This window comes from Pseudomonas sp. 58(2021) (assembly GCF_017491585.1).
GTDB lineage: Bacteria > Pseudomonadota > Gammaproteobacteria > Pseudomonadales > Pseudomonadaceae > Aquipseudomonas > Aquipseudomonas fluorescens_BT.
Map to the genome: position 1 here is coordinate 1 of NZ_JAFGYZ010000030.1, position 20,153 is coordinate 20,153.

Annotated in this window: 16 protein-coding genes; 4 read left to right on the forward strand and 12 right to left on the reverse strand. The window is 59.8% G+C overall.

What is annotated here, in order from left to right:
* Together J5M72_RS25970 and J5M72_RS25975 are read left to right on the forward strand one after the other, a co-directional pair.
* The coding region (locus tag J5M72_RS25970) for an RHS repeat-associated core domain-containing protein (protein ID WP_207867726.1) at positions 1-2,519 on the forward strand (2,519 nt) is incomplete at its 5' end.
* A gap of 17 nt (positions 2,520-2,536) precedes the next feature.
* Entirely contained in the window at positions 2,537-2,935 is a 399-nt protein-coding gene (locus tag J5M72_RS25975) for a hypothetical protein (protein WP_243433498.1), read from the forward strand.
* Positions 2,936-3,069: 134 nt separating this feature from the next.
* Here the strand turns inward: J5M72_RS25975 and J5M72_RS25980 are convergent, their stop codons facing one another.
* Positions 3,070-4,860, reverse strand: coding sequence for a bifunctional diguanylate cyclase/phosphodiesterase (locus J5M72_RS25980; protein ID WP_207867728.1), 1,791 nt, complete (start codon positions 4,858-4,860; stop codon positions 3,070-3,072).
* A 133-nt stretch (positions 4,861-4,993) separates the two neighbouring features.
* On the reverse strand, positions 4,994-7,078 hold the full coding sequence (locus J5M72_RS25985; protein ID WP_169429496.1) for a carboxy terminal-processing peptidase: 2,085 nt from the start codon (positions 7,076-7,078) through the stop codon (positions 4,994-4,996).
* Positions 7,079-7,259: 181 nt separating this feature from the next.
* Between J5M72_RS25985 and J5M72_RS25990 the strand changes: the two genes are divergently transcribed.
* Entirely contained in the window at positions 7,260-8,222 is a 963-nt protein-coding gene (locus J5M72_RS25990) for a zinc-binding dehydrogenase (RefSeq protein WP_169429497.1), read from the forward strand.
* A 45-nt stretch (positions 8,223-8,267) separates the two neighbouring features.
* On the opposite strand, the gene J5M72_RS25995 is transcribed toward J5M72_RS25990, so the two are convergent.
* The 6 genes from J5M72_RS25995 to J5M72_RS26020 form a co-directional block, all read right to left on the reverse strand.
* Entirely contained in the window at positions 8,268-8,921 is a 654-nt protein-coding gene (locus J5M72_RS25995) for an HAD family hydrolase (RefSeq protein ID WP_169429498.1), read from the reverse strand.
* Positions 8,922-8,955: 34 nt separating this feature from the next.
* Positions 8,956-9,945 carry an ABC transporter ATP-binding protein gene (locus J5M72_RS26000; RefSeq protein ID WP_207867729.1) on the reverse strand — a complete coding sequence of 330 codons (990 nt, stop codon included), beginning with the start codon at positions 9,943-9,945 and terminating at the stop codon, positions 8,956-8,958.
* Positions 9,942-10,742, reverse strand: coding sequence for an ABC transporter permease (locus J5M72_RS26005; protein ID WP_064378700.1), 801 nt, complete (start codon positions 10,740-10,742; stop codon positions 9,942-9,944). Before J5M72_RS26005 ends, J5M72_RS26000 begins: the two co-directional genes overlap by 4 nt.
* Positions 10,729-11,565, reverse strand: coding sequence for an ABC transporter permease subunit (locus tag J5M72_RS26010; RefSeq protein ID WP_207867756.1), 837 nt, complete (start codon positions 11,563-11,565; stop codon positions 10,729-10,731). Before J5M72_RS26010 ends, J5M72_RS26005 begins: the two co-directional genes overlap by 14 nt.
* Positions 11,566-11,570: 5 nt before the next feature.
* Positions 11,571-12,377 (reverse strand): alkaline phosphatase family protein, encoded by an 807-nt coding sequence (locus J5M72_RS26015; RefSeq protein WP_169429501.1) that lies wholly within the window; start codon positions 12,375-12,377, stop codon positions 11,571-11,573.
* Between the two features lie 181 nt (positions 12,378-12,558).
* Entirely contained in the window at positions 12,559-13,623 is a 1,065-nt protein-coding gene (locus J5M72_RS26020; protein ID WP_169429502.1) for an ABC transporter substrate-binding protein, read from the reverse strand.
* 352 nt (positions 13,624-13,975) lie between these two features.
* Between J5M72_RS26020 and J5M72_RS26025 the strand changes: the two genes are divergently transcribed.
* Positions 13,976-14,689, forward strand: a complete 714-nt coding sequence (locus tag J5M72_RS26025; protein ID WP_085701120.1) for a UTRA domain-containing protein — start codon at positions 13,976-13,978, stop codon at positions 14,687-14,689.
* A 409-nt stretch (positions 14,690-15,098) separates the two neighbouring features.
* Here the strand turns inward: J5M72_RS26025 and J5M72_RS26030 are convergent, their stop codons facing one another.
* The 4 genes from J5M72_RS26030 to J5M72_RS26045 form a co-directional block, all read right to left on the reverse strand.
* Positions 15,099-17,258: a mechanosensitive ion channel family protein gene (locus J5M72_RS26030; protein ID WP_169429503.1), complete on the reverse strand. Its 2,160-nt coding sequence runs from the start codon at positions 17,256-17,258 to the stop codon at positions 15,099-15,101.
* A gap of 76 nt (positions 17,259-17,334) precedes the next feature.
* A complete protein-coding gene (locus J5M72_RS26035) occupies positions 17,335-17,511 on the reverse strand; it encodes a hypothetical protein (protein ID WP_169429504.1) in 177 nt (58 codons plus the stop codon).
* A gap of 130 nt (positions 17,512-17,641) precedes the next feature.
* A complete protein-coding gene (locus tag J5M72_RS26040) occupies positions 17,642-18,931 on the reverse strand; it encodes a M18 family aminopeptidase (RefSeq protein ID WP_207867730.1) in 1,290 nt (429 codons plus the stop codon).
* 76 nt (positions 18,932-19,007) lie between these two features.
* A complete protein-coding gene (locus tag J5M72_RS26045; RefSeq protein ID WP_169429505.1) occupies positions 19,008-20,108 on the reverse strand; it encodes a hypothetical protein in 1,101 nt (366 codons plus the stop codon).
* Positions 20,109-20,153 lie beyond the last annotated feature (45 nt).

Consider the following 20,153-nt stretch of genomic DNA (forward strand, 5'->3'; position numbering starts at 1 on the left):
ACGCCCAGGGCGACGTCACCGAAGCGGTCGATCCCGACGGCCATGTCACCCATTACCACTACGACCCGCAGGGGCGGTTGCTGTCGATCCGTTATCCGGATTCGGGTCGGCATGTGTTCGTGTGGAATGACCTTGGGCAACTGGTCGAGGAAAGTCTGCCGGACGGCGGGGTTCGGAAGTTTTCCTACGATGCGTTGGGGCGGCGGATTACTGCGCAGGACGAACATGGCGCGATCACCCGCCATGTGTGGGACGCCGTCGGCCGGCTGATCCAGACCACCTCGCCGACCGGTGCCACCCGTGCCTGGTCCTACAGCGCCTACGGCCAGGTCACCGCCGAACGCGATGAACTGGGGCGCATCACCCGTTACGAATATGACAACGACCTGCACCTGGTCAGCCGGCGGATCAACCCCGACGGCACGCGGATTCAATACCGCTACGACCATGCGCAGCTGTTGCTCACGGAAATCGAGAACGAGTCGTGCGAAAAGTACCGGCTGGACTACACGCCGACCGGACTGATCCGACAGGAAACCGGCTTCGATGGCCGGCGCACCGCCTACGCCTACGACCGCAACGGTCATCTGCTGGAAAAGACCGAGTTCGGCGACGACGGCTCGACGCTGGTCACCGGCTATCAACGCGACAGCGCCGGACGCCTGCTGCTCAAGACCCTGCCGGACGGGGTCGAGGTCAGCTACCGCTATGATCGTTTGGGCCGTTTGGTCGGCGTGGATGACGGCCAGGATCACCCGCTGGCCTTCGAGTACGACCTGCAGGACCGCCTGGTGCGTGAGCATCAGGGCTGGGGCACCTTGCGTTACACCTACGACGCCTGCGGCCAGCTCACTCGCCTGCGTCTGCCGGACAACAGCAAGCTCGATTACCACTACGCCAAGGGCGGCGCGCTGACCGCGATCGACCTCAACGGCGCCTTGCTCACCCGCCACACCTGCCAGAACGGCCGCGAGCAGCAGCGCCAGCAAGGCCTGCTGCTCAGCGAATATTCCTACGACGAACAGGGCCGCTTAAGCGCCCACGCCGTAGGCCATCAACGCAGCGCGCTGTACCGCCGCGATTTTGCCTACAGCGCCAACGGCAACCTCGAACACATCGCCGACACCCGCCACGGCCAGCGCAGCTACCAGTACGACGCCCTCAACCGCTTGATCCGCGTACGTCACACCCGCGACGACCTGCCGGAAAACTTCGCCCACGACCCGGCCGGCAACCTGCTGATGCAGGACCGGCCGGGCCCGACCAGCATCAAAGGCAATCGCCTGCTGATGCAGGGCGACCGCCACTATGACTACGACGCCTTCGGCAACCTGATCCGCGAACGCCGCGGCCGCGCGCAGCAACTCGTCACTGCATACCGCTACGACAGCCAGCACCGCCTGATCGGCCTGACCCGCCCTGACGGCACCACCGCCACCTACCAATACGACGCCTTCGGCCGGCGCATCCGCAAGACCGTCGACGGCCAGACCACCGAGTTTTTCTGGCAAGGCGAGCACCTGATCGCCGAAAGCAGCCAGGAACAGCACCGCAGCTTCATCTACGAACCCGGCACCTTTCGTCCGCTGGCGATGCTCGACGGCAAAGGCCCGAAACGCGCCTGCCCGTTCTACTACCAGCTCGACCACCTCGGCACCCCGCAGGAGTTGACCGACTACAGCGGCGACATCGTCTGGTCAGCCAAATACAGCGCCTACGGCAAGGTCACCTCGCTGGAGCTCGCGACCGAGGACTACCTGGACCAGCCGCTGCGCTTTCAGGGGCAGTACTTCGATGACGAAAGCGGGCTGCATTACAACCGGCATCGTTATTACGACCCGGACGTTGGGCGGTACCTGACGCCGGATCCGGTGAAGCTGGCTGGGGGGCTGAATCAGTATCAGTACGTGCCGAATCCGACGGGGTGGGTGGATCCGTTGGGGTTGAGCTGTTCTTGCCCACCGCCGACCCCGCGCCGTCCAATGCGATACGAAGCCGGTCGAGTGGTCGTCGAAGAGGGGGCGCCCCCTCTGCCAAAGATGACAGCACAGGAGCGGCGGGCGAGGATTGATGAGGTAGCCGAGGAAAACGCCAAGCGACGGGTAACTGAATATGAAGACCGTTATGGTATGCACACCGTCAAAAAACATAGCTCTGAAATTCCTGATAGGGCGGTTAAGCAGCGAGCCATCGATGGTACTGATCCTCACACTGGCGTCACTCCAACACCGCCCAGAGGAAATCCAAGCTCACAGTTTCATAACTGGCGAATGCATTTGGGTGCATTAAACAAGGCGATGGCTAGGGATAAAAATGGCTTAATCATGCATACGGGAAGGGATCAGAATGATATTCCTATAGTTAGATTTGAATTGCCTGGGGCAGGGCGGGGGTATAGGCCGAAGAGTTCAGATCCGCAAAATCCGATTTTGAATGAAAATATGAACTGGTTTGAAGTTAAGTTTGATAGGACGAACACGCAGGAGCCATTTACTGGCTTCCCGTCGGAGAAAAGATGATGTTGAAAGATCCGTATATGAATGAGCGCTTCGAACCAAGATTTACTTGGTTTATTGGCGTTTTTGATGTTTATGATCGAGAGGAGACTCGAGGCCTAGAGCTCGGTGTATATAATCCGAATGTTCCTGAGGATAGAGAGATTCTCATCAGGAAGTACTGTCTGAACCTGCCATACCTATCATATAGGCATAAGCTGGTTTTGGTTGAGGCCTTAGAAGCGGCGTTAGGTGATTCAAACTATGATTTTAGTAGTCTTTTTGAAATAGACGAGTGCGAAACGTGTAGTTGGCCTAGAGGTGAGTGGTATTCGTTAGACAGTTCGCGTTGTTTTTTTAAGGAGGTCTACCGTTTGGCGAGAGATGTCTGGAGGGAAGACCTTGAACTCGCAGCGAGTGAGGATAGATCCATATGGTGAGTACGACTGTTTTTATGAAAATAAACAATAGATGTTGTTAGTTTTTTGCTGAATTGGTGTCAAGGTAACTAGTTAGTTGCGTTAACCTACCCTTCGCGTGCAGCCCTGATTCCACGGTGGATGTAGTCTGGGGCTCAGCGTTGACCGATTAGTTGCGGAGAATGAAGGTTGGGAGCGGCAAGGCTATCAATCAAATGCACGCTGTACCCCGGAACATTCTTCGCATGATGCTTCGCTTGCGACGCCATCTCCGCCAACTGACTCGCATCCAATTGCGCACACGCTTCAGGATGCAAATGGACGACTCCGATGGACAGTGACAACAACGGAAACTCGTGACGAATACCCTGGCGGTTCGGCGCAACAAAACACCCAGCCTCGAGGTGTTCGGGGCGATAAAACCGTCGGCATTGGCTCTGGAAATCATCAAGCAATTGATTGAGCCGTTTGCGCCAATCCTCCGGACCGAGCACCAACAGGAAATCATCTCCCCCGATATGCCCGACGAAATCACGGGACGGGTCGACGCGCTCGTTGAGGCATTGCGCCAGACACAGCAACACCTCATCCCCACGCCCATACCCATAGATATCGTTAAAGGGTTTGAAGCTGTCGATGTCGACGTAGCAGATCACCGATTCCCGCCCCTGTTGCAGAAGGCGAGTCAAACATTGCTGAATCGGCACGTTCCCCGGCAGCAAGGTCAGCGGATTGGCATAACGGGCCTGCTGGATTTTCAGTTCGGTAATCAGTTTGAGCACGTCAATCACCCGGCCCAGGCCCAGGTAACCGCCGTTGAGGGTGATGATGAAATCTTCTTCGATGCGTTGCCGGGCGCGGCTGGTGATCAGGCGGCTGACCTGTTGCAGCGACTGGCTCATTTCCACGGCGAGGAAGTCGTCGTTCATCAAGCGGCTGATCGGTTTGCGGGCGAAGAGGTCGGTGGCGAACGGCTTGAGCAACGCATCGGACAACGAGTGACGATGAACGATGCCGCACGGCTGACCCAGTTCGTCGAGTACCGCCAGCGAGTTCAGGTTGGCCTGGCGGCGGAAGGCCTCAAGTACGGTGGCGGTCGGCGTGTCGCGATTCACGGCCGGTTGGTCGTTGAGCAGGGCGCTGAGGTCGCTGCCTTCATCGTTCAGCGCAACGGCGCTGCTGTCGTGTTTGGGCATCAAGGCCCGGGCATCGCGTGGTGGGTGTTCCTGAGGGCGCCCGAGCAGATAGCCCTGGACCAGATCCACACCCATCTCGGTCAGCACCGCCAACTCTTCCGGCAGTTCGATGCCTTCGGCAATCACCTGGGCCCGGGAGGCCTTGGCGATTTGCAGGATCGATCCGACGAACTCGCGCTTCAATGCGTCCTGGTGAATACCGTCGATAAAGTGCCGGTCGATTTTCACGTAGTCGGGACGCAGCTCCGACCAAAGGCGCAGACTTGAATAACCCGCCCCGAGATCGTCCAGCGCAATGGAAAACCCCATCGCCCGATAGTGATGCAGCGCAGTTTGCAGCAACTGGAAATCATCGATCGGCGTCTGTTCGGTGAGTTCGATCACCACTTGGCTCGGCGGAATACCAAAATCCTGAAGCAGCCGCAGCGTGCGCCCCGGCTGGTGCGCGGCTTCGAGCAGGGATTCGGGAGAGACGTTGAGAAACAGCTTGCCCGGCAATTGCTGTTCGTTGAAACGGCGGCAGGCGCTATGGCGGCAGGCGATTTCCAGTTCGCTCAAGCGTCCGGCCTGACGGGCCACGGCGAACAGGGCGATAGGGGAGTGCAGCGGGCTGTTGGAAGGACCGCGAGTCAAGGCTTCATAGCCAAGAATGCGTCGTTCGGAGAGGCAAATGATCGGTTGGAACAGGCTGTGCAAACCGCTTTGAGTCAGGATCGAGCTCAAGGCACTCAGCTGTTCGGTCGTGGTCATGGCAATCTCTGGCGATAAAAAAGGACTGGGAGCGCTCTCGATGAAGAGAACCGCTCCCAGTCCTTTATTGCACGACAGAATGATGACTGTTTGATGACGATCCGGGGATCGTCAGCATTAAATTGCCATCACCTTACTTCTTGGCCACCTGATTGCTCAGCTTCAAGTAATCCAGCAGCACGCGCCCGGTCTCGCTCAAGTAGGCGTCGTCTTCCGGTTTGACCTTGTCCGGCTCGGCGGCTGCCAGAGCGTCTTCGTCTTCTTTCTTCAGCTCTTTGAGCGGTTCTTCGCCTTTGGCCTTGCGACGGATGTTCTCCATCGCCAGTTGCTTGGCGTCGATGTCGGCGTGCTGGGCACGGCGTTCGGCTTCATTGAGGCTGACGGTTTTTTCTTCCAGCAGCTTCTGCGCCAGGGCCAGCTTGTCGCGGATGAACACGAACTCCGCGTCCTTGGCAGAACGGGTGTCATGCTCGGATTTCAGCTGGGCCAGGAACGGCTTGAACGGATCGCTCGCCGGTTTGATCGCCGCGCGGATGGTGTCCCATGGCATGGCTTCCGGCAGGGCGCTCTCGCCGATTTCCTTGGTGTCGATGATCGACGGGTAGTCGATGTCCGGCAGTACGCCCTGATGCTGGGTGCTCTGACCGGAAACCCGGTAGAACTTGGCCAGGGTCAGTTTCAGTTCGCCATGGTTCAGCGGCTGGATCGTCTGCACAGTGCCTTTGCCGAAGGTCTGGCCACCGATGATCAGCGCGCGGTGGTAGTCCTGCATGGCGCCGGCGAAGATTTCCGAAGCCGAGGCGGACAGGCGGTTGACCAGCAGCGCCATCGGGCCTTTGTAGAACGCACCCGGGTTTTCGTCTTCCAGCACGTCGACCCGGCCATCGGCGTTACGCACGAGTACGGTAGGGCCCTTGTCGATGAACAGGCTGGTCAGCTCGGTGGCTTCCTGCAGGGAACCGCCGCCGTTGTTGCGCAGGTCGATGACCACGCCGTCGACTTTCTCTTTCTGCAACTCGGTCAGCAGCTTCTTGACGTCGCGAGTGGTGCTCTTGTAATCCGGATCACCGGCACGGAACGCCTTGAAGTCCAGGTAGAAGGCCGGAATCTCGATCACGCCGAGCTTGTAGTCCTTGCCGTCCTGTTTGAGGCTCAGGATGGATTTCTTCACGGCCTGGTCTTCGAGCTTCACCGCTTCACGGGTGATTGGCACGATCTTGCTGGTCTGGTCGTTCGGCGCATTGCTGGCCGGGATGACTTCCAGACGGACCACGGTGCCTTTCGGACCACGGATCAGCTTGACCACTTCGTCCAGGCGCCAGCCTACTACGTCGACCATCTCTTTGTTGCCCTGGGCAACGCCGATGATCTTGTCCGCCGGTGCAACCTGTTTGGTCTTGTCGGCCGGGCCTGCCGGCACCAGACGCACGACTTTCACCTGATCGTTGTCGCTTTGCAACACGGCGCCGATGCCCTCGAGGGACAGGCTCATGTTGATGTCGAAGTTTTCCGCGTTATCCGGCGACAGGTAGTTGGTGTGCGGATCGTAAGACATGGCGAAGGTGTTGATGTACGCCTGGAAGATGTCTTCGGCACGGGTCTGGTCCAGACGCGCCAACTGGTTCTTGTAGCGCTTGGTCAGGGTTTCCTGGATCTGCTTCGGCTCTTTGCCGGCGATCTTCTGTCGCAGCACTTCGTCCTTGACGCGTTTGCGCCACAGGTCATCGAGTTCGGCGGTGGACTTGAGCCACGGGGCGTCCTTGCGATCGATCAGCAAGGTTTCATGGGTGGTGAAGTCCATCTTGTCGACGCCTTTGTTCAGCTCGGCAAGGGCGAAGTCCAGACGCGCCTTCACGCGGTCCAGATAGCGCTTGTAGATGGTGAAACCGGCGTTGAGGTCGCCGCTCTTGAGGAAGTCGTCGAACTGGGTCTTCCACTTGTCGAATTCGGCGATGTCGCTGGCCATGAAATAGCTGCGCGACGGGTCGAGCAGCTTGATGTAGCTGTCGTAGATGATCACCGAGCGCGCATCGTCGAGCGGCGGCTTGCTGTAATGGTGGCGCTTGAGCAACTCGACGACGTTCAGACTGGCGATCACTTCATCGCGATCAGGCTGCAACTTGTCCCAGCTGTTGGCTGCGAATGTACTGCCCGACACCGGCAAGAGGCCGATACCGATGAAAAGAGCGAGGGCGGTGCTGGGGAGCAAATGCTTCATGCTGATTCGACGCGGGGACAATTGATAACGCATATTAGGCCGTCTTTGAAGTCGCCGGTACCTCTGCGCTCTGTACGATCATTGCTGTTCAGCGATCGTTCAGACCCCAGGGCCGGTCGCATAATGCAAAAAGCCCGGCGCTACAGCTTCGGGCTCAGTCCAGACTCACTATGGAGGCACTGTGAAGGCATTGCAAGGCGTTGAAGGTCAAGTGGCATGGGTTGATGAACCAAGTCCTACGTGCGATGTAGGACAAGTTCGCATCCGGGTGGCGGCAGCGGGCCTCAATCGCGCGGATTTATTACAGAAGGCGGGGCTTTATCCACCGCCACCGGGTGCCAGTCAAGTACTGGGTCTTGAATGTTCCGGGGTGATCAGCGAGGTCGGCGCCGGCTCGTCGTGGCAGGTCGGTGATCGGGTCTGCGCCTTGCTGGCCGGGGGCGGGATGGCCGAAGAAGTGGTCGTCGACGGGCGGCATGTGTTGCCGGTTCCGGAAGGTGTATCGCTGATCGAAGCCGCAGCGTTGCCCGAGGTTTACGCGACCGTCTGGCTGAATGTGTTTCAACTCGCTGCGCTCAAACCGGGTGAGAAAGTTCTGCTGCATGCCGGCGCCAGCGGCATCGGTTCTGCCGCCATTCAACTGTGCAAGGCGTTTGGCAATCCATGCTGGGTGAGCGTCGGTTCGGCCGAGCGCCTGGCTTACTGTGAAGCGCTGGGTGCTCAGGGCGGCGTGGTGCGCACTGATGATCTGGAAAGCCTGCGGGATTTCGGGCCGTTCGATGTGATTCTGGATCCGGTCGGCGGCCATTATTCGGCGCTGAACCTGAAGCTGATGGCTCAGGATGGACGCTGGGTACTGATCGGTCTGATGGGCGGCCGCGAGGCAAAACTGGATCTGGCCCAGGTGCTGGCCAAGCGCGTGCAACTGCTGGGCTCGACCCTGCGCAGCCGTGACGATCAGTTCAAGGCCGATCTGTTCAGCGATCTGAGCCAGCACGTGTGGCCACTGTTTTCCGAGGGGCGCCTGAAGCCTCAACTGGCCAAGACCTTTGCGATCAAGGATGCCGAGGCGGCATTTGCCGAGCTGGCGAGCAACACGGTAGCCGGGAAGCTGGTGCTGGTGATCGACGACAGCCTGAGCTGATCATGGATGCTTGTGGGAGCAGGCCAGCTCCCACAAGGCAATCGCTTACTTCCAGAGATGAATCGGCCACCCGGATTTCTCGGCCTGCTCGCGCAATACCGGATCCGGATTGACCACATGCGGATAATCCACTTTCAGCAACAGTGGCAGATCATTGCGTGAGTCAGAATAGAAACTTGCGCCTTCAAGGTTTTCTTCTTCTGCATCCAGCCATTCCAGCAAGCGGGTGATCTTGCCTTCGCGGTAGGTCAGGGTGCCCACGGTCTGGCCGCTGTACACGCCATGCGCCACTTCCAGTTCGATACCCAGAATCTCATCGATGCCCAATCGATCGGCAATCGGCTTGACCAGGTGCGTCCCCGAGGCCGAGATCACCAGAATCCGGTCGCCGGCCTTGCGGTGCGCGGCGATGATCTTGGTCGCGTCGCTGAAGATGATCGGCTCGATGAAGTCTTCCACCCACGGCCCGACCAGATGCTCGACTTCTTCCGGGGTACGGCCGATCAGCGGTTCGAGGCTGAACTCCATGTAGTCCTCCATGCGCAACTTGCCATGGCTGTAGGCGTCCATCAGCTCGTTGTTCCTGCGCATGAACGACTCGGGATCGACCCAGCCCAGGCGCCCCATCTGCTCGCTCCAGAGCGTGGCGCAGTCGCCGTGGATCAGGGTGTCGTCCAGATCAAAAATTGCCAGAGCCATCAGTTCAGTTCCCTCTTGGGTGTCAGCAAAGTCATCAGGCTACCTCACACAGGGCGGTGGGATCGATGGAAAGTGCCAGGCGCTGACCGTCGGGATGCAGATCCGCCGCCGAACGGTTGAGCACATCCACCACCAGTTCCACGCCCCGGGCTTCGACGCGGTAGCGGATCACGTTGCCCAGCAGGCTGTGGCTGCGAATCTGTGCATCGAGTTCGCCGTTCAGGCTCAGTTCGATGGCCTCCGGACGAATCGCGATGCGATGGTTGACCGGCCGCTGCAACAGCTTCGAGGCGCTCTCGGCATCGAGCAGGTTGTAGTTGCCGATGAAGCCGGCGGCAAACACGTCGACCGGTGCGGTGTAGAGGGTTTCGGCATCGCCGCTTTGTACGATTTTTCCCTGGTTCATCAGGAAAATCCGGTCAGACATGGTCAGTGCTTCTTCCTGATCGTGTGTGACGAAAATCGTGGTTAGGCCGAGTTCACGCTGGATCTGACGGATCTGTTCACGCAGATGTTTGCGAATCCGCGCATCAAGAGCCGACAGCGGCTCATCCAGCAGCAACAGGCGCGGACGCGTCACCAGCGAGCGGGCGAGGGCGACACGTTGGCACTGACCACCGGAGAGTTGATGCGGATAACGACTGGCGAAGTCATTAAGTTCAACCAGTTTCAATGCTTCGGCGACGCGCTTGTGGCTGTCGTCCGGGTTGACCTTCTGCATGCGCAGACCAAAGGCGACGTTCTGCTCCACGGTCATGTTGGGAAACAGCGCATAGCTCTGGAACACCATGCCGATCCCGCGCTTTTGCGGGGTGAGCGGCACGATGTCGACGCCATCGAGCAGTATCTTGCCGCCATCCACCGGCGTCAGGCCGGCGATGCAACGCAACAGGGTGGATTTGCCGCAACCGGACGGGCCGAGCAGGGTGACGAATTCACCTTTCCGGATTTCGCAGTTGATGTCGCTGAACACTGTGGTGCCGGCGTAGTTTTTCTGAAGGTGTTGGACGCTGACATAGCTCATTCGCTTTTGTCCTTGTTCAAGATGTTGGCGACCCAGGTCAGGACCAGCACGAAAAAGAAGTAGGAAATCACCAAGGCACTGGTGAAGTGACCGCTGCTGTTGCGCATGTTGTTGAGGTAGACCTGCAGGGTTTCGTAACGGGTGCCGACCAGGATATTGGCGAACACGAACTCACCGAACAGGAACGAGAACGACAACAGCAACGCGACCATCAGGCCCTTGCGCAAGTTCGGCAACACCACCAGGAATGCTGCCTGAAAGGTACTGGCGCCGAGCAGTTGGGCGGCGTCCATCAGGTCGCGCAGGTTGATCGCTTGCAGGTTGTTGGTGATCGCCCGGTACATGAACGGCAACGCCACGGTGAAGTAGCAACCGATAAGGATCCAGGGTGTGCCGACCATCGCGAACGGCCCGGAACCGTAGAGCTGTAACAGCCCCACCGACGACACCACCGGCGGCACCGCGAAAGGCAGCAGGATCAGGATGTTCATCAGCGCATCGAGTTTCGGGAAGTGGTAATGCACCACGAACAGCAGCGGCAGGATCAGCACCACCGAGAGGATCAGCGCCCCGACGCACACCAGCAGCGACTGGCCGAAGGCGTGCAGAAAGCGCGGATCGCTCCACAACTGGATGTACCACTTGAGGGTGAAACCGCTGGGCAGGATGGTGGCCGACCAACTGCTGGCAATCGAGTAGATCAGCGTGCCCACCAGCGGCAGCAGCAGGATGGCGAACAACAGATAGACCACGACGCGGTGGTAGACGCCGGCCGGGCCGGATTCAGCGCGAGACATGGTAGCTCCTCTTCAACAGCAGTTGATGCACGACAGTCACCAGGGTCATCAGCGCCACCAGCACCACGGCCAGGGCGCTGGCCAGGTTCGGGTCGAGGGAAATGTCACCGGAGACCATCGCCGCAATCCGGATCGGCAATACGTTGAAGTTGCCGGTGGTCAGCGCGTAGACCGTGGCGTAGGCGCCGAGGGCGTTGGCCAGCAGGATCACGAAGGTGCCGAGCAGGGCCGGGGTCAGTACCGGCAGGCCGATGTGGCGCCAGAACTGCCAGCTGTCGGCGCCGAGCAGTGCGGCGGATTCGCGCCAGTCTTCACGCAGGGCGTCGAATGCCGGGTACAGCAGCAACACGCCGAGGGGAATCTGGAAGTAGGTGTAAAGGATGATCAGCCCGGTTTTCGAGTACAGGTTGAAATCCTGAATGATTCCGGCCTGCTTCAGCATGATCGTGATGCTGCCGTTGAAGCCGAGCAGGATGATGAACGCAAAGGCCAGAGGCACGCCGGCGAAATTGCTGGTCATGTTGGCGAAGGCGTTGACGAAGTTGCGCAGCTTCGAATCGACCCGGCGCAGGGAGTAGGCGCCCAGCACCGCGATGATGATGCCGAATACGCTCGACCAGAAGCTGATTTCGAGGCTGTACTGGATCGCCTGCAGATAGAACTTCGAATTGAAGATCTTGCTGAAGTTGGCGAACCCCCAGCCGAATTCTTCCGATTGCAGGCTGTTGATCATCACCCAGATCAGCGGGGCAATTTCGAACACGATAAAGAACAGCGCGAAAGGCACCAGGCACAGGGCGGCCAGCCATTTGCCGCGAATCATTGAGTTCACTTGAGCAACTCCCGGCACACAGGTTTGTCGTGAGGTACGCCGAGCAGCTCGCAGACCGTGCCGCAGATGTCGGTCTGCTTCGGTGAAGCTTCGCTGTTCAGGCTGAAGGCATCACCGAACACGAACAGCGGTACCTGGCGTTCTTCCGGCAGCAGGCCGTTGTGCGAGCGGTCGTTGTTCATGCCATGGTCGGCGGTCACCAGCACCTGGCAGCCGGCGTCGAGCCAGCCTTGCAGGTAGTCGGCGAGGATGATGTCGGCGCTGCGGGCACTGTTGCGGTATTGCGGGGTGTCGAGGCCGTGCTTGTGCCCGGCGTCGTCGATGTTCATCGGATGGATCAGCAGAAAGTCCGGAGCATGGCGCAGGCGCAGGTTTTCGGCGTCGGCGAACAGGTGCGAGTCCGGATAGTGATCGTTCCAGTAGAAGTGGCCGTGCTGGATCGGTAGCGCCGGGTCGTCGGTATGACGATCTCTGGCGGCCACGAACGGCGAGCGGTTGTACAGCTCGCTGACCCAGTGGTAAGCCGCGGCAGCGGTTTTCAGACCGGCATCGCGGGCGTAGTGATAGATGCTGCGCTGACTGGACAGGCGCGAGACGTTGTTGTGGACGATGCCGCTGTCGATCGGCGGTACGCCCGTGAGGATGCATTCGTAAAGCGGTCGGGACAGGGCCGGCAGCTCGCACTCCAACTGGTAGAGCGCGGCGCGTCCTGCGCCAACGTAAGCCTGCAGATGCCCCATGGCGTGACACGCGACCTCGTAGTTGAGGCCGTCGAGCACGACAAGGATGACAGTTTGCTTCATAGGGGCAAAAACTCCGCGAAGTTCAAATATCTCGAAATCAACCCAATCCCTTGTGGGAGCGGGCTTGCTCGCGAAAGCGGTAGATCATTCAACATTGATGTCGACTGACAAGACGCCTTCGCGAGCAAGCCCGCTCCCACATTTGGATCTTCAACAGATCACAAAAGGGTGATCAGCCGCTTTACTTCATTTCTACGATGACTTTTTCGTTCCACTCCTGCGGCAGGGCCTTGGAGGTTTTTTCCCACGCATCGGCGTCCTTGATCGGCGTGACCTTCTTGTACTGCTCGTTCGGCAGCAGCTTGGCTTTCACGTCTTCCGGCAATGTCAGGTGCTCGGCGCGGATCGGGCGGGCGTTGCCGCGGGCGAGGTTGGTCTGGCCGGCGTCGCTGAAGATGTATTCGCGGGTCAGCTTGGCGGCGTTCGGGTTCTTCGCGTATTTGTTGATGATGGTGGTGTAGCCGGAAATCACCGAGCCGTCGGACGGGATCAGCACCACGTAGTCATCCGGGTTGGCCATCTTGGCCTTGTAGCTCAGGCCGTTGAAATCCCAGACCACGCCGACTTCGATCTCGCCTTTTTCCATGGTGGCGATGGTCGGGTTGGCCATCGACAGGCGACCCTGCTTGGCGATGTCTGCGAACAGCAGCAGGGCAGGCTGGAGATTTTTCTCGTCGCCGCCGTTGGCCAGCGCAGCGGCGAGTACGCCGTTGGCAGCTTGCGCGGCAGTGCTCACGTCACCGATGGAGACCTTGTACTTGCCGCCCTTGAGGTCAGCCCATTTGGTCGGCACTTCGGAGCCGTGCAGCAGTTTCTTGTTGACGATGAAGGCGATGGTACCGGTGTAGGCCAGTGCCCAGTTGCCGTCCTTGTCCTTGGCCCAGTCCGGCACTTGGTCCCAGGTGGTCGGCTTGTACGGTTGCACCACGCCTTGCTTGACTGCGATCGGGCCGAAAGCCGCGCCGACGTCGCCGATGTCGGCAGTGGCGTTATCTTTTTCAGCCGCGAACTTGGCGATTTCCTGGGCCGAACTCATATCGGTATCGATGTGTTTCAGGCCGTATTTCTTGGCCAGGTCTTCCCAGGTGCCTTTCCAGTTGGCCCAGTCATCGGGCATGCCGACGCTGTTGACGGCGCCTTCCGCTTTCGCAGCGGCTTCGAGGGTTTTCAGATCGTCAGCCGCCATGGCGGCGGTGCACATGGCAATGGTCGAGCCTAACAGTGTTGCCAGGAAAAGCTGTTTCATTCCGAAGCTCCTTGGTCGTGTTCAACGCTGCGATTGCGGTTTGTGTTGGTCTAGGTCAGCAATACCTGAGCCAATGTAGGGGGGCTGGATGACACTTTGATGTCGGCGGATACCCGATCCGCGTTTTATTCCGCCGGTATCGACGGCTGCCCGGTAAGCGTAGACCACCCGCAAAGTCCCGGTGGGCAAGGGACTTGGCCGATGTATTGCAAGTTGTCAGGGCGACCGTTCGGTAGTTTTGTCATCTCTCGGTCATCTGCACTGCCTAGGCTTGCAACACGACCAAACGGCGAAATAGCTGTGCGGTTTTTGCCCCGAAACAGTGCTGGTCTAGTCCAGATAGGTAACGTTGATGCGCGATGAGGCAACAAAAGCGGTGACAGCCATTGGCCAGATCCTTCAGGAACAACTCGACCATGGGTTGCTCGCGGCGGGGAGCAAGCTGCCGGCGGAGCGCAAGCTCAGCGAGTTGTTCGGCACGACGCGGATTACGGTGCGTGAAGCGTTGTTGCAACTGGAGGCGCAAGGCCAGATTTATCGCGAGGAACGTCGGGGCTGGTTCGTGTCGCCGCCGCGTCTGGCTTACAACCTGATGCAGCGCAGTCACTTTCACGCGATGGTCAGTGCGCAGGGGCGGGTGCCGTCGACCGAGGTGATTTCGGCGCGGCTGCAACCGGCGTCAGCGGCGGTCTGTGCGTGGTTACAGTTGCCGGCGTTGTCGAGCGTGATTCAGATTTGCCGGTCGCGGCGGATCGATGGGCGGCTGGTGTTGTATGTGGAGCATTATCTGAATCCGCAGTTTTTCCCGGGGATTCTGGAGTTTGATTTGAATCAGTCGATTACCGAGCTTTATGCGCGGCATTACGATTTGCACTATGGGCGGGTGCGGTTCGAGATTGTGCCTACGTCGTTGTCGGTGGATGCGGCGGCGGCTTTACGGGTTTCGGTGGGGAGTCCGGGGTTGAGGATTGCTAGGGTTAATTATGATCAGGCCGGGCGGTTGATTGATTGTGATCTGGAGTTTTGGCGGCATGATGCGATTCACGTGGGGGTTGATGTGGTTTGACCTTGGCGGCCTCTGGGCCGACCAGGTTTTGGGTTGTTTTGGGTGAATATCCGTTGCTTCGGGTGCTGCCGCTGACGGTTTCGCCCTTACGGCGAGTCACTTTGGCAAACGCCCCAAAGTAACCAAAACGCTGGGCCCCTGCGTTCGGCACCTCGCTGAGGCTCGGTGTTCCTTCGTTCCGGGATTCATCCGGGGGCATCGCCTACGGTTTGCTTCGCTGCACCTCCTCTCGATGCATGCGGCTGCGCCGCACGGTCGCTGCGCTCCCACCCCCGGATAAATCCCTCCACTCAGCCTTCCGATGGGGCCAAAAGATCAAAAGCTTTACTCGAGCTAACGCTCATCGTGGTGAGTGGTGGGAGTTAGCTTGCCAGCGATGGCGGCCGGAAGTCGATCAGATTCGCCGGATCTATTCTTGAGTTTGGCCACCACCGCCTGCGGTGATCACTTGGACGTTCATCCTCGGCGTCGCCAGATCCAGGCCGGCTTCATCCAGATGCCGTTTCAGCGACAGGTTGAACGCCCGTGAAACTTCCCACTGTTTGATCGGTGCGGTCTTGAACCGGGCGCGCAATATCGCATTACCCGATTCAAAACTTTCCACCCCCTGAATCTCCAGTGGCGACCAGATGTTGCGGCGCTGCAGCGGGTCGGTGCGCATTTTCTGGCCGACTTCGCGCATCAGTTTGATGGCTTCGTCGATGTTCATGTTGAACGGCACCGCTACGCGGAAGATCGCGTAGCCGAATTCCCGGGAGTAGTTCTTGATGCTTTTGATTTCGCTGAACGGGATGGTGTGGACGATGCCGTCGATGTCCCGCAGGCGTACGGTGCGGATGGTCAGGCCTTCGACGGTGCCCAGGTGCCCGCCGACGTCGACGTAGTCGTCGATGGCCAGGGAGTCTTCGATGATGATGAACAGGCCGGTGATGAGGTCGGCCACCAGCGACTGGGCGCCGAAGCCGATGGCCAGGCCGATCACGCCGGCACCGGCCAGCAGGGGCGTGACGTTCATACCCATGTTCGCCAGCGCGACGATCAGGGCGATGATGAAGATCGCCACGAACAGCACGTTGCGGATCAGCGGCATCATGGTTTGCGCGCGGGCGTTGGCCAGGCCTTTGCGTGAGCGGGTGAGGGCGTGGTGGACGGCGGTGTCGCTGAGGATCCAGATCAGCCAGGCGAAGATCAGTGTGCCGATCAGGCTGAACAGTTTGACGCTGATGTCGTGGCCTTCGCCTTCGGTGAAGCCGATCAACGACATGCCCCAGACCCTCAGGCCCAGTTCGATGAACGCCAGCCATACCAGTAAATGGGCGAGGGTGTAGAAGAAGCTTTTCAGGCGCTCGGAATACAGCGCGTGGCGTTTCGGCCCGCGTTGGGGTTTGAGGGCGTGGCGGCGGACGAGGCCGTTGATCACCATGCACAACACCAGCAGCACGGTGCAGATCAGCGACTGGCGCAAGGCCGTGCTGGTGTCGCCGGCGGAGACGAAGGTGGCGAACAGGGAAATGCCCACCAACACCAGCGCCGGCACGTACCAGAAGGTGCCGAGGATTTCGATGGTGTCGCTGAGGGCGCGGCGGGTCAGGCGGCGGGACAGTGGCTGGTTGCGGATCAGGTGGGCGATGGGGCGGCGAAAGCGCAGGATGAACAGGCCGGTCGAGAGCGCCGCCAGCACATTGGTGACGGTGGCGGCGGTGTGAGCCAGGTGTACACCCAGACCCGCCACCAGGCGCGGATCGTTCAGTGCTTCGCCGAATGCGGCGAAGCTACCGATCAGCCACAGCGGGCGGAACGCCTGATGGCGCAGTATGTACAACGCGCGGTGGCGGTGCGGGCCGTCGAGTACGGAAAAGGCGATCACGCAGATCGCCGAGAAACAGGTGCCGACCACCAGTGCGTAGGCCAGGACCATCGCCAGGCTTTTGCCCAGGGACGATGGCAGTGCGTAGCTCATGTAAACCGTGATGACCAGCGCGATCATCCAGGGCCCGAGCTTGCGCAGGGCGAAGCGCAGCATGTCGAGGGCCCGGGGGTGTTGCGGCAGTTCTTCGGTCAGGCCGAAACGCATGCGCACCCGGTGACCGAGCCAGATCAGCGCGGCGGCCAGCAGGCTCCAGACCATCAGGATCACGGCGAAGCCGAAGATGATCGGCAGCCATTCACTGGCCGGCATCATCAGTGCGGACAGTTCATCCTTGGCCAGTTCGAATTCGGTGGACCAGCGATTGAGCGGGCTGTCGCTGCCGGTGAACTGTTTTTCGAAATTGGCCAGGGTGCCGCCGATCAGGCCCAGCACGCCTTCTTCCGGGGTGGCCTGGGCTTTTTTCGTGGCGTCGCGCAGTTTTTTCAGGTCGCTCAGCAATTGGCTGCGCTGCTGATCGTTTTCCAGAGACTTGATGACTTCGTCGAGGGATTGGCCAAGCGGTTCCTGGGCTTCAGGTTGCGCCTTGTTCGAACCATTGAGCAGGCCGGGCAGACTCACCGCCTGGGCAGGCGCCGACGGCAGGAGCGTCATCAGGCAGACAAGGAAGAGGCAGGGCAGGGCAAAGAAACGAGCGAACACTAGGCGGTCAACCTCGCAAGGGGCGGATCGGGCGAGTGTACGAGTCCGCCAGAATCAATGCGAGCCGGGCGCGGATTTATTCGTTGAGTTTGGCCAGGATCTTGTAGACCACGGTGGCCAGGATCATCAGCATGCCGATCCACATGGCGAATACTCCGGCGTTCTTGTCGCGGAAGTTGAAGCCGATCGCCAGCAGAATCATTCCGGACAGGATCGGAATGAGCATGGAGTGGAACGCAGACATCGAGATCATGGCGACAGCCTTGTCGAAGAGGATGATTTAAGTCTAGGTCGCTTTTTGCCGACCGGTGGTGATGTGTATCAGAAATGAGCCGGTTTCGCAGGGCAGGAGATCGCAGCGTGAGGCTGCGATCTCCCGTTGGTTACGGCAGTTCTCGACTGGCGTAGAAGGCGCTCAGCACTTTCACCAGATGGGCCAGGTCATGGCTGCCGCACAGTTCGCGGATCGAGTGCATGGCGAAGGTCGGCAGGCCGATGTCGACGGTGCGCACGCCCAGATGACTGGCGGTGATCGGGCCGATGGTCGAGCCGCAGCCCATGTCGCTGCGCACCACGAAGCTTTGTACCGGCACTTCTTCGGCCATGCACAGGTGACGGAAGAAACCGGCGGTTTCGCTGTTGGTGGCGTAGCGCTGGTTGCTGTTGACCTTGATCACCGGGCCGGCGTTGAGTTTCGGGCCGTGGTTGGCGTCGTGTTTCTCGGCGTAGTTCGGGTGTACGCCGTGGGCGTTGTCGGCCGAGACCAGCAGGGATTTCTGAATGGTGCGAACGAACTCGTCACCTTCCGGCAGCAGACGGCGCAGGGTCTGTTCCAGCATCGGGCCGTCGGCGCCGCAGGCGGAGCAGGAGCCGACTTCTTCGTGATCGTTGCACACCAGCACGCAGGTTTCTTCGGTGTCGGCGGTCAGCAGGGCTTGCAGACCGGCATAGCAGGACAACAAGTTGTCGAGTCGGGCGCCAGCGATGAAATCACCGTGCAGGCCGATGACCGCTGCGCTCTGGGTGTCGTAGAAGCTCAGCTCGTAATCGAGCACTACGTCGGCATTCAACCCGTGTTCGCGGGCCAGTTGATCGGTGAGCACTGCGCGAAAGTCCACGCGTTCGTCACCGGCGAACTGGGCGAGAATCGGCGGCAGTTCGGTCTGGGCGTTAATGGCCCAGCCCTGGTTGGCTTCACGGTTGAGGTGAATCGCCAGGTTGGGAATGATCGCGATCGGGGCCTTGAAGTCGATCAATTGGCTCTCGACCTTGCCGTCGCGACGGAAGGTGACGCGACCGGCCAGAGACAGGTCGCGGTCGAACCACGGCGCCAGCAGCGCGCCGCCGTAGACTTCGACACCGAGTTGCCAGAAACCCTGACGTTGCAGTTCAGGTTGCGGCTTGACCCGCAGGCACGGGCTGTCGGTGTGGGCGCCGACCAGACGGATGCCGTCGTGCAGCGGGGAGTTGCGGCCCATCTTGATCGCGATGATCGAGGAGTCGTTACGGGTGACGTAGTAACGGCCATTGGCTTCGGTGTGCCAGGTCTCACGCTCGTCGAGGCGTACATAACCGGCGGCCTCCAGGCGTTGAACAAGGCTGGCGGTGGCGTGGAACGGGGTAGGGGAGGCCTTGAGGAAGTCGATCAGGCCTTGGTTCAACTCTTCGCGCATAAGAAGCTCCAGACAGCAATGGGCGGGAGTTTAACGCATCGGCCTGATGCTTGGGACATGACATATGCCGCTCGCGTCAGCGAGCGGTGGCCACGCGTTTTTTCAGGTAGCTCATGATGACTTTTTCGTCTTCAGGCTTTTCAGGGCGGGGCAGTTGTTGCGGCCAGTTGCTCTGGTTCAGGAGCTTTTTCTGACGGCTCTTGTCCCAGCGAAGAATCTCCCGCGAGGCACATTCCCACCATTCATGGCGGCAGGCGGTATAGTACGGATGATCCGGTGCTGCGCTGCCGTACAGCAGATCGCGACCGACCTTGCGCAGGGTGCCGCTCTGGTTGCGCAGCTTCCATTTGATTTTCAGACGCTGCCACGCGGACGGGAACGGTTTGACCCGCGGCACGTCCTTGCACAGATCCACCAGCCGCTGACTGAACTGCTCGCCGTGCTGGGCAAAGAAGAACGCCTGCATCGCGTGGAAAAAGCGTTTTTCCGCGAAGTAGTGATAGACGTATTTGCGGGCCTCGACCACCGGCCGTTTGCGCATGGCGAACGACAGCGCGACTTGTTCGATGGTATGGATCTGGAAACCGTCTGCCGTCCATTCGTCGATCAAGCGGATCGACTGCTCGAACAATGCCCCGTCGCTGTCGGTCACGCCACACAGCCCGCTGTTGTAGAGCTTGAAGCCGTTTTCCGGGGTGATGCCATGGGCACCGAGATCGCGACCGAGCTTCAGGTAGTCGTCGCGCTCGAAGACATCTTTCCAGTCGTATTCGAAGCGATCCATCACCGACTGCTGCGCAGTGATGTGCGGGAACAGGCGATTGGGGTCGCTGGTGAACAGGGTGTCGGTGTCGACGAACAAGGTCTTTTCGGCCAGTTGCAGGCCGGCGGCGATGGCGCAGGCCTTGCGTCGGTGGTGATAGCCGTTGTGGCCCTGCCAGCGAGTCAGTGTCGGTTCGTCGAGCAGTACGGTATCGACCGGCCAGCCTTCATAGTCCTGCGGCCGGTCAGTGAGGATCCTGATCGCCGGGCGTTTGCCGGTCCTGGCCTGGGAGAGGGCGGTCAGGATGCTGAATTTGGCTTCGCGCCGGTAAACATCCTGGTTGCCGTAAATCAGGTAAAGCAGTTGGTGACGGGTCTTCTTGACGGGTGTTGCCAGGGAATCAGTACAACTCATCCGGAACAAAATCCTTTAAAACAGGCGACTGCCAGTCAGGCAGTG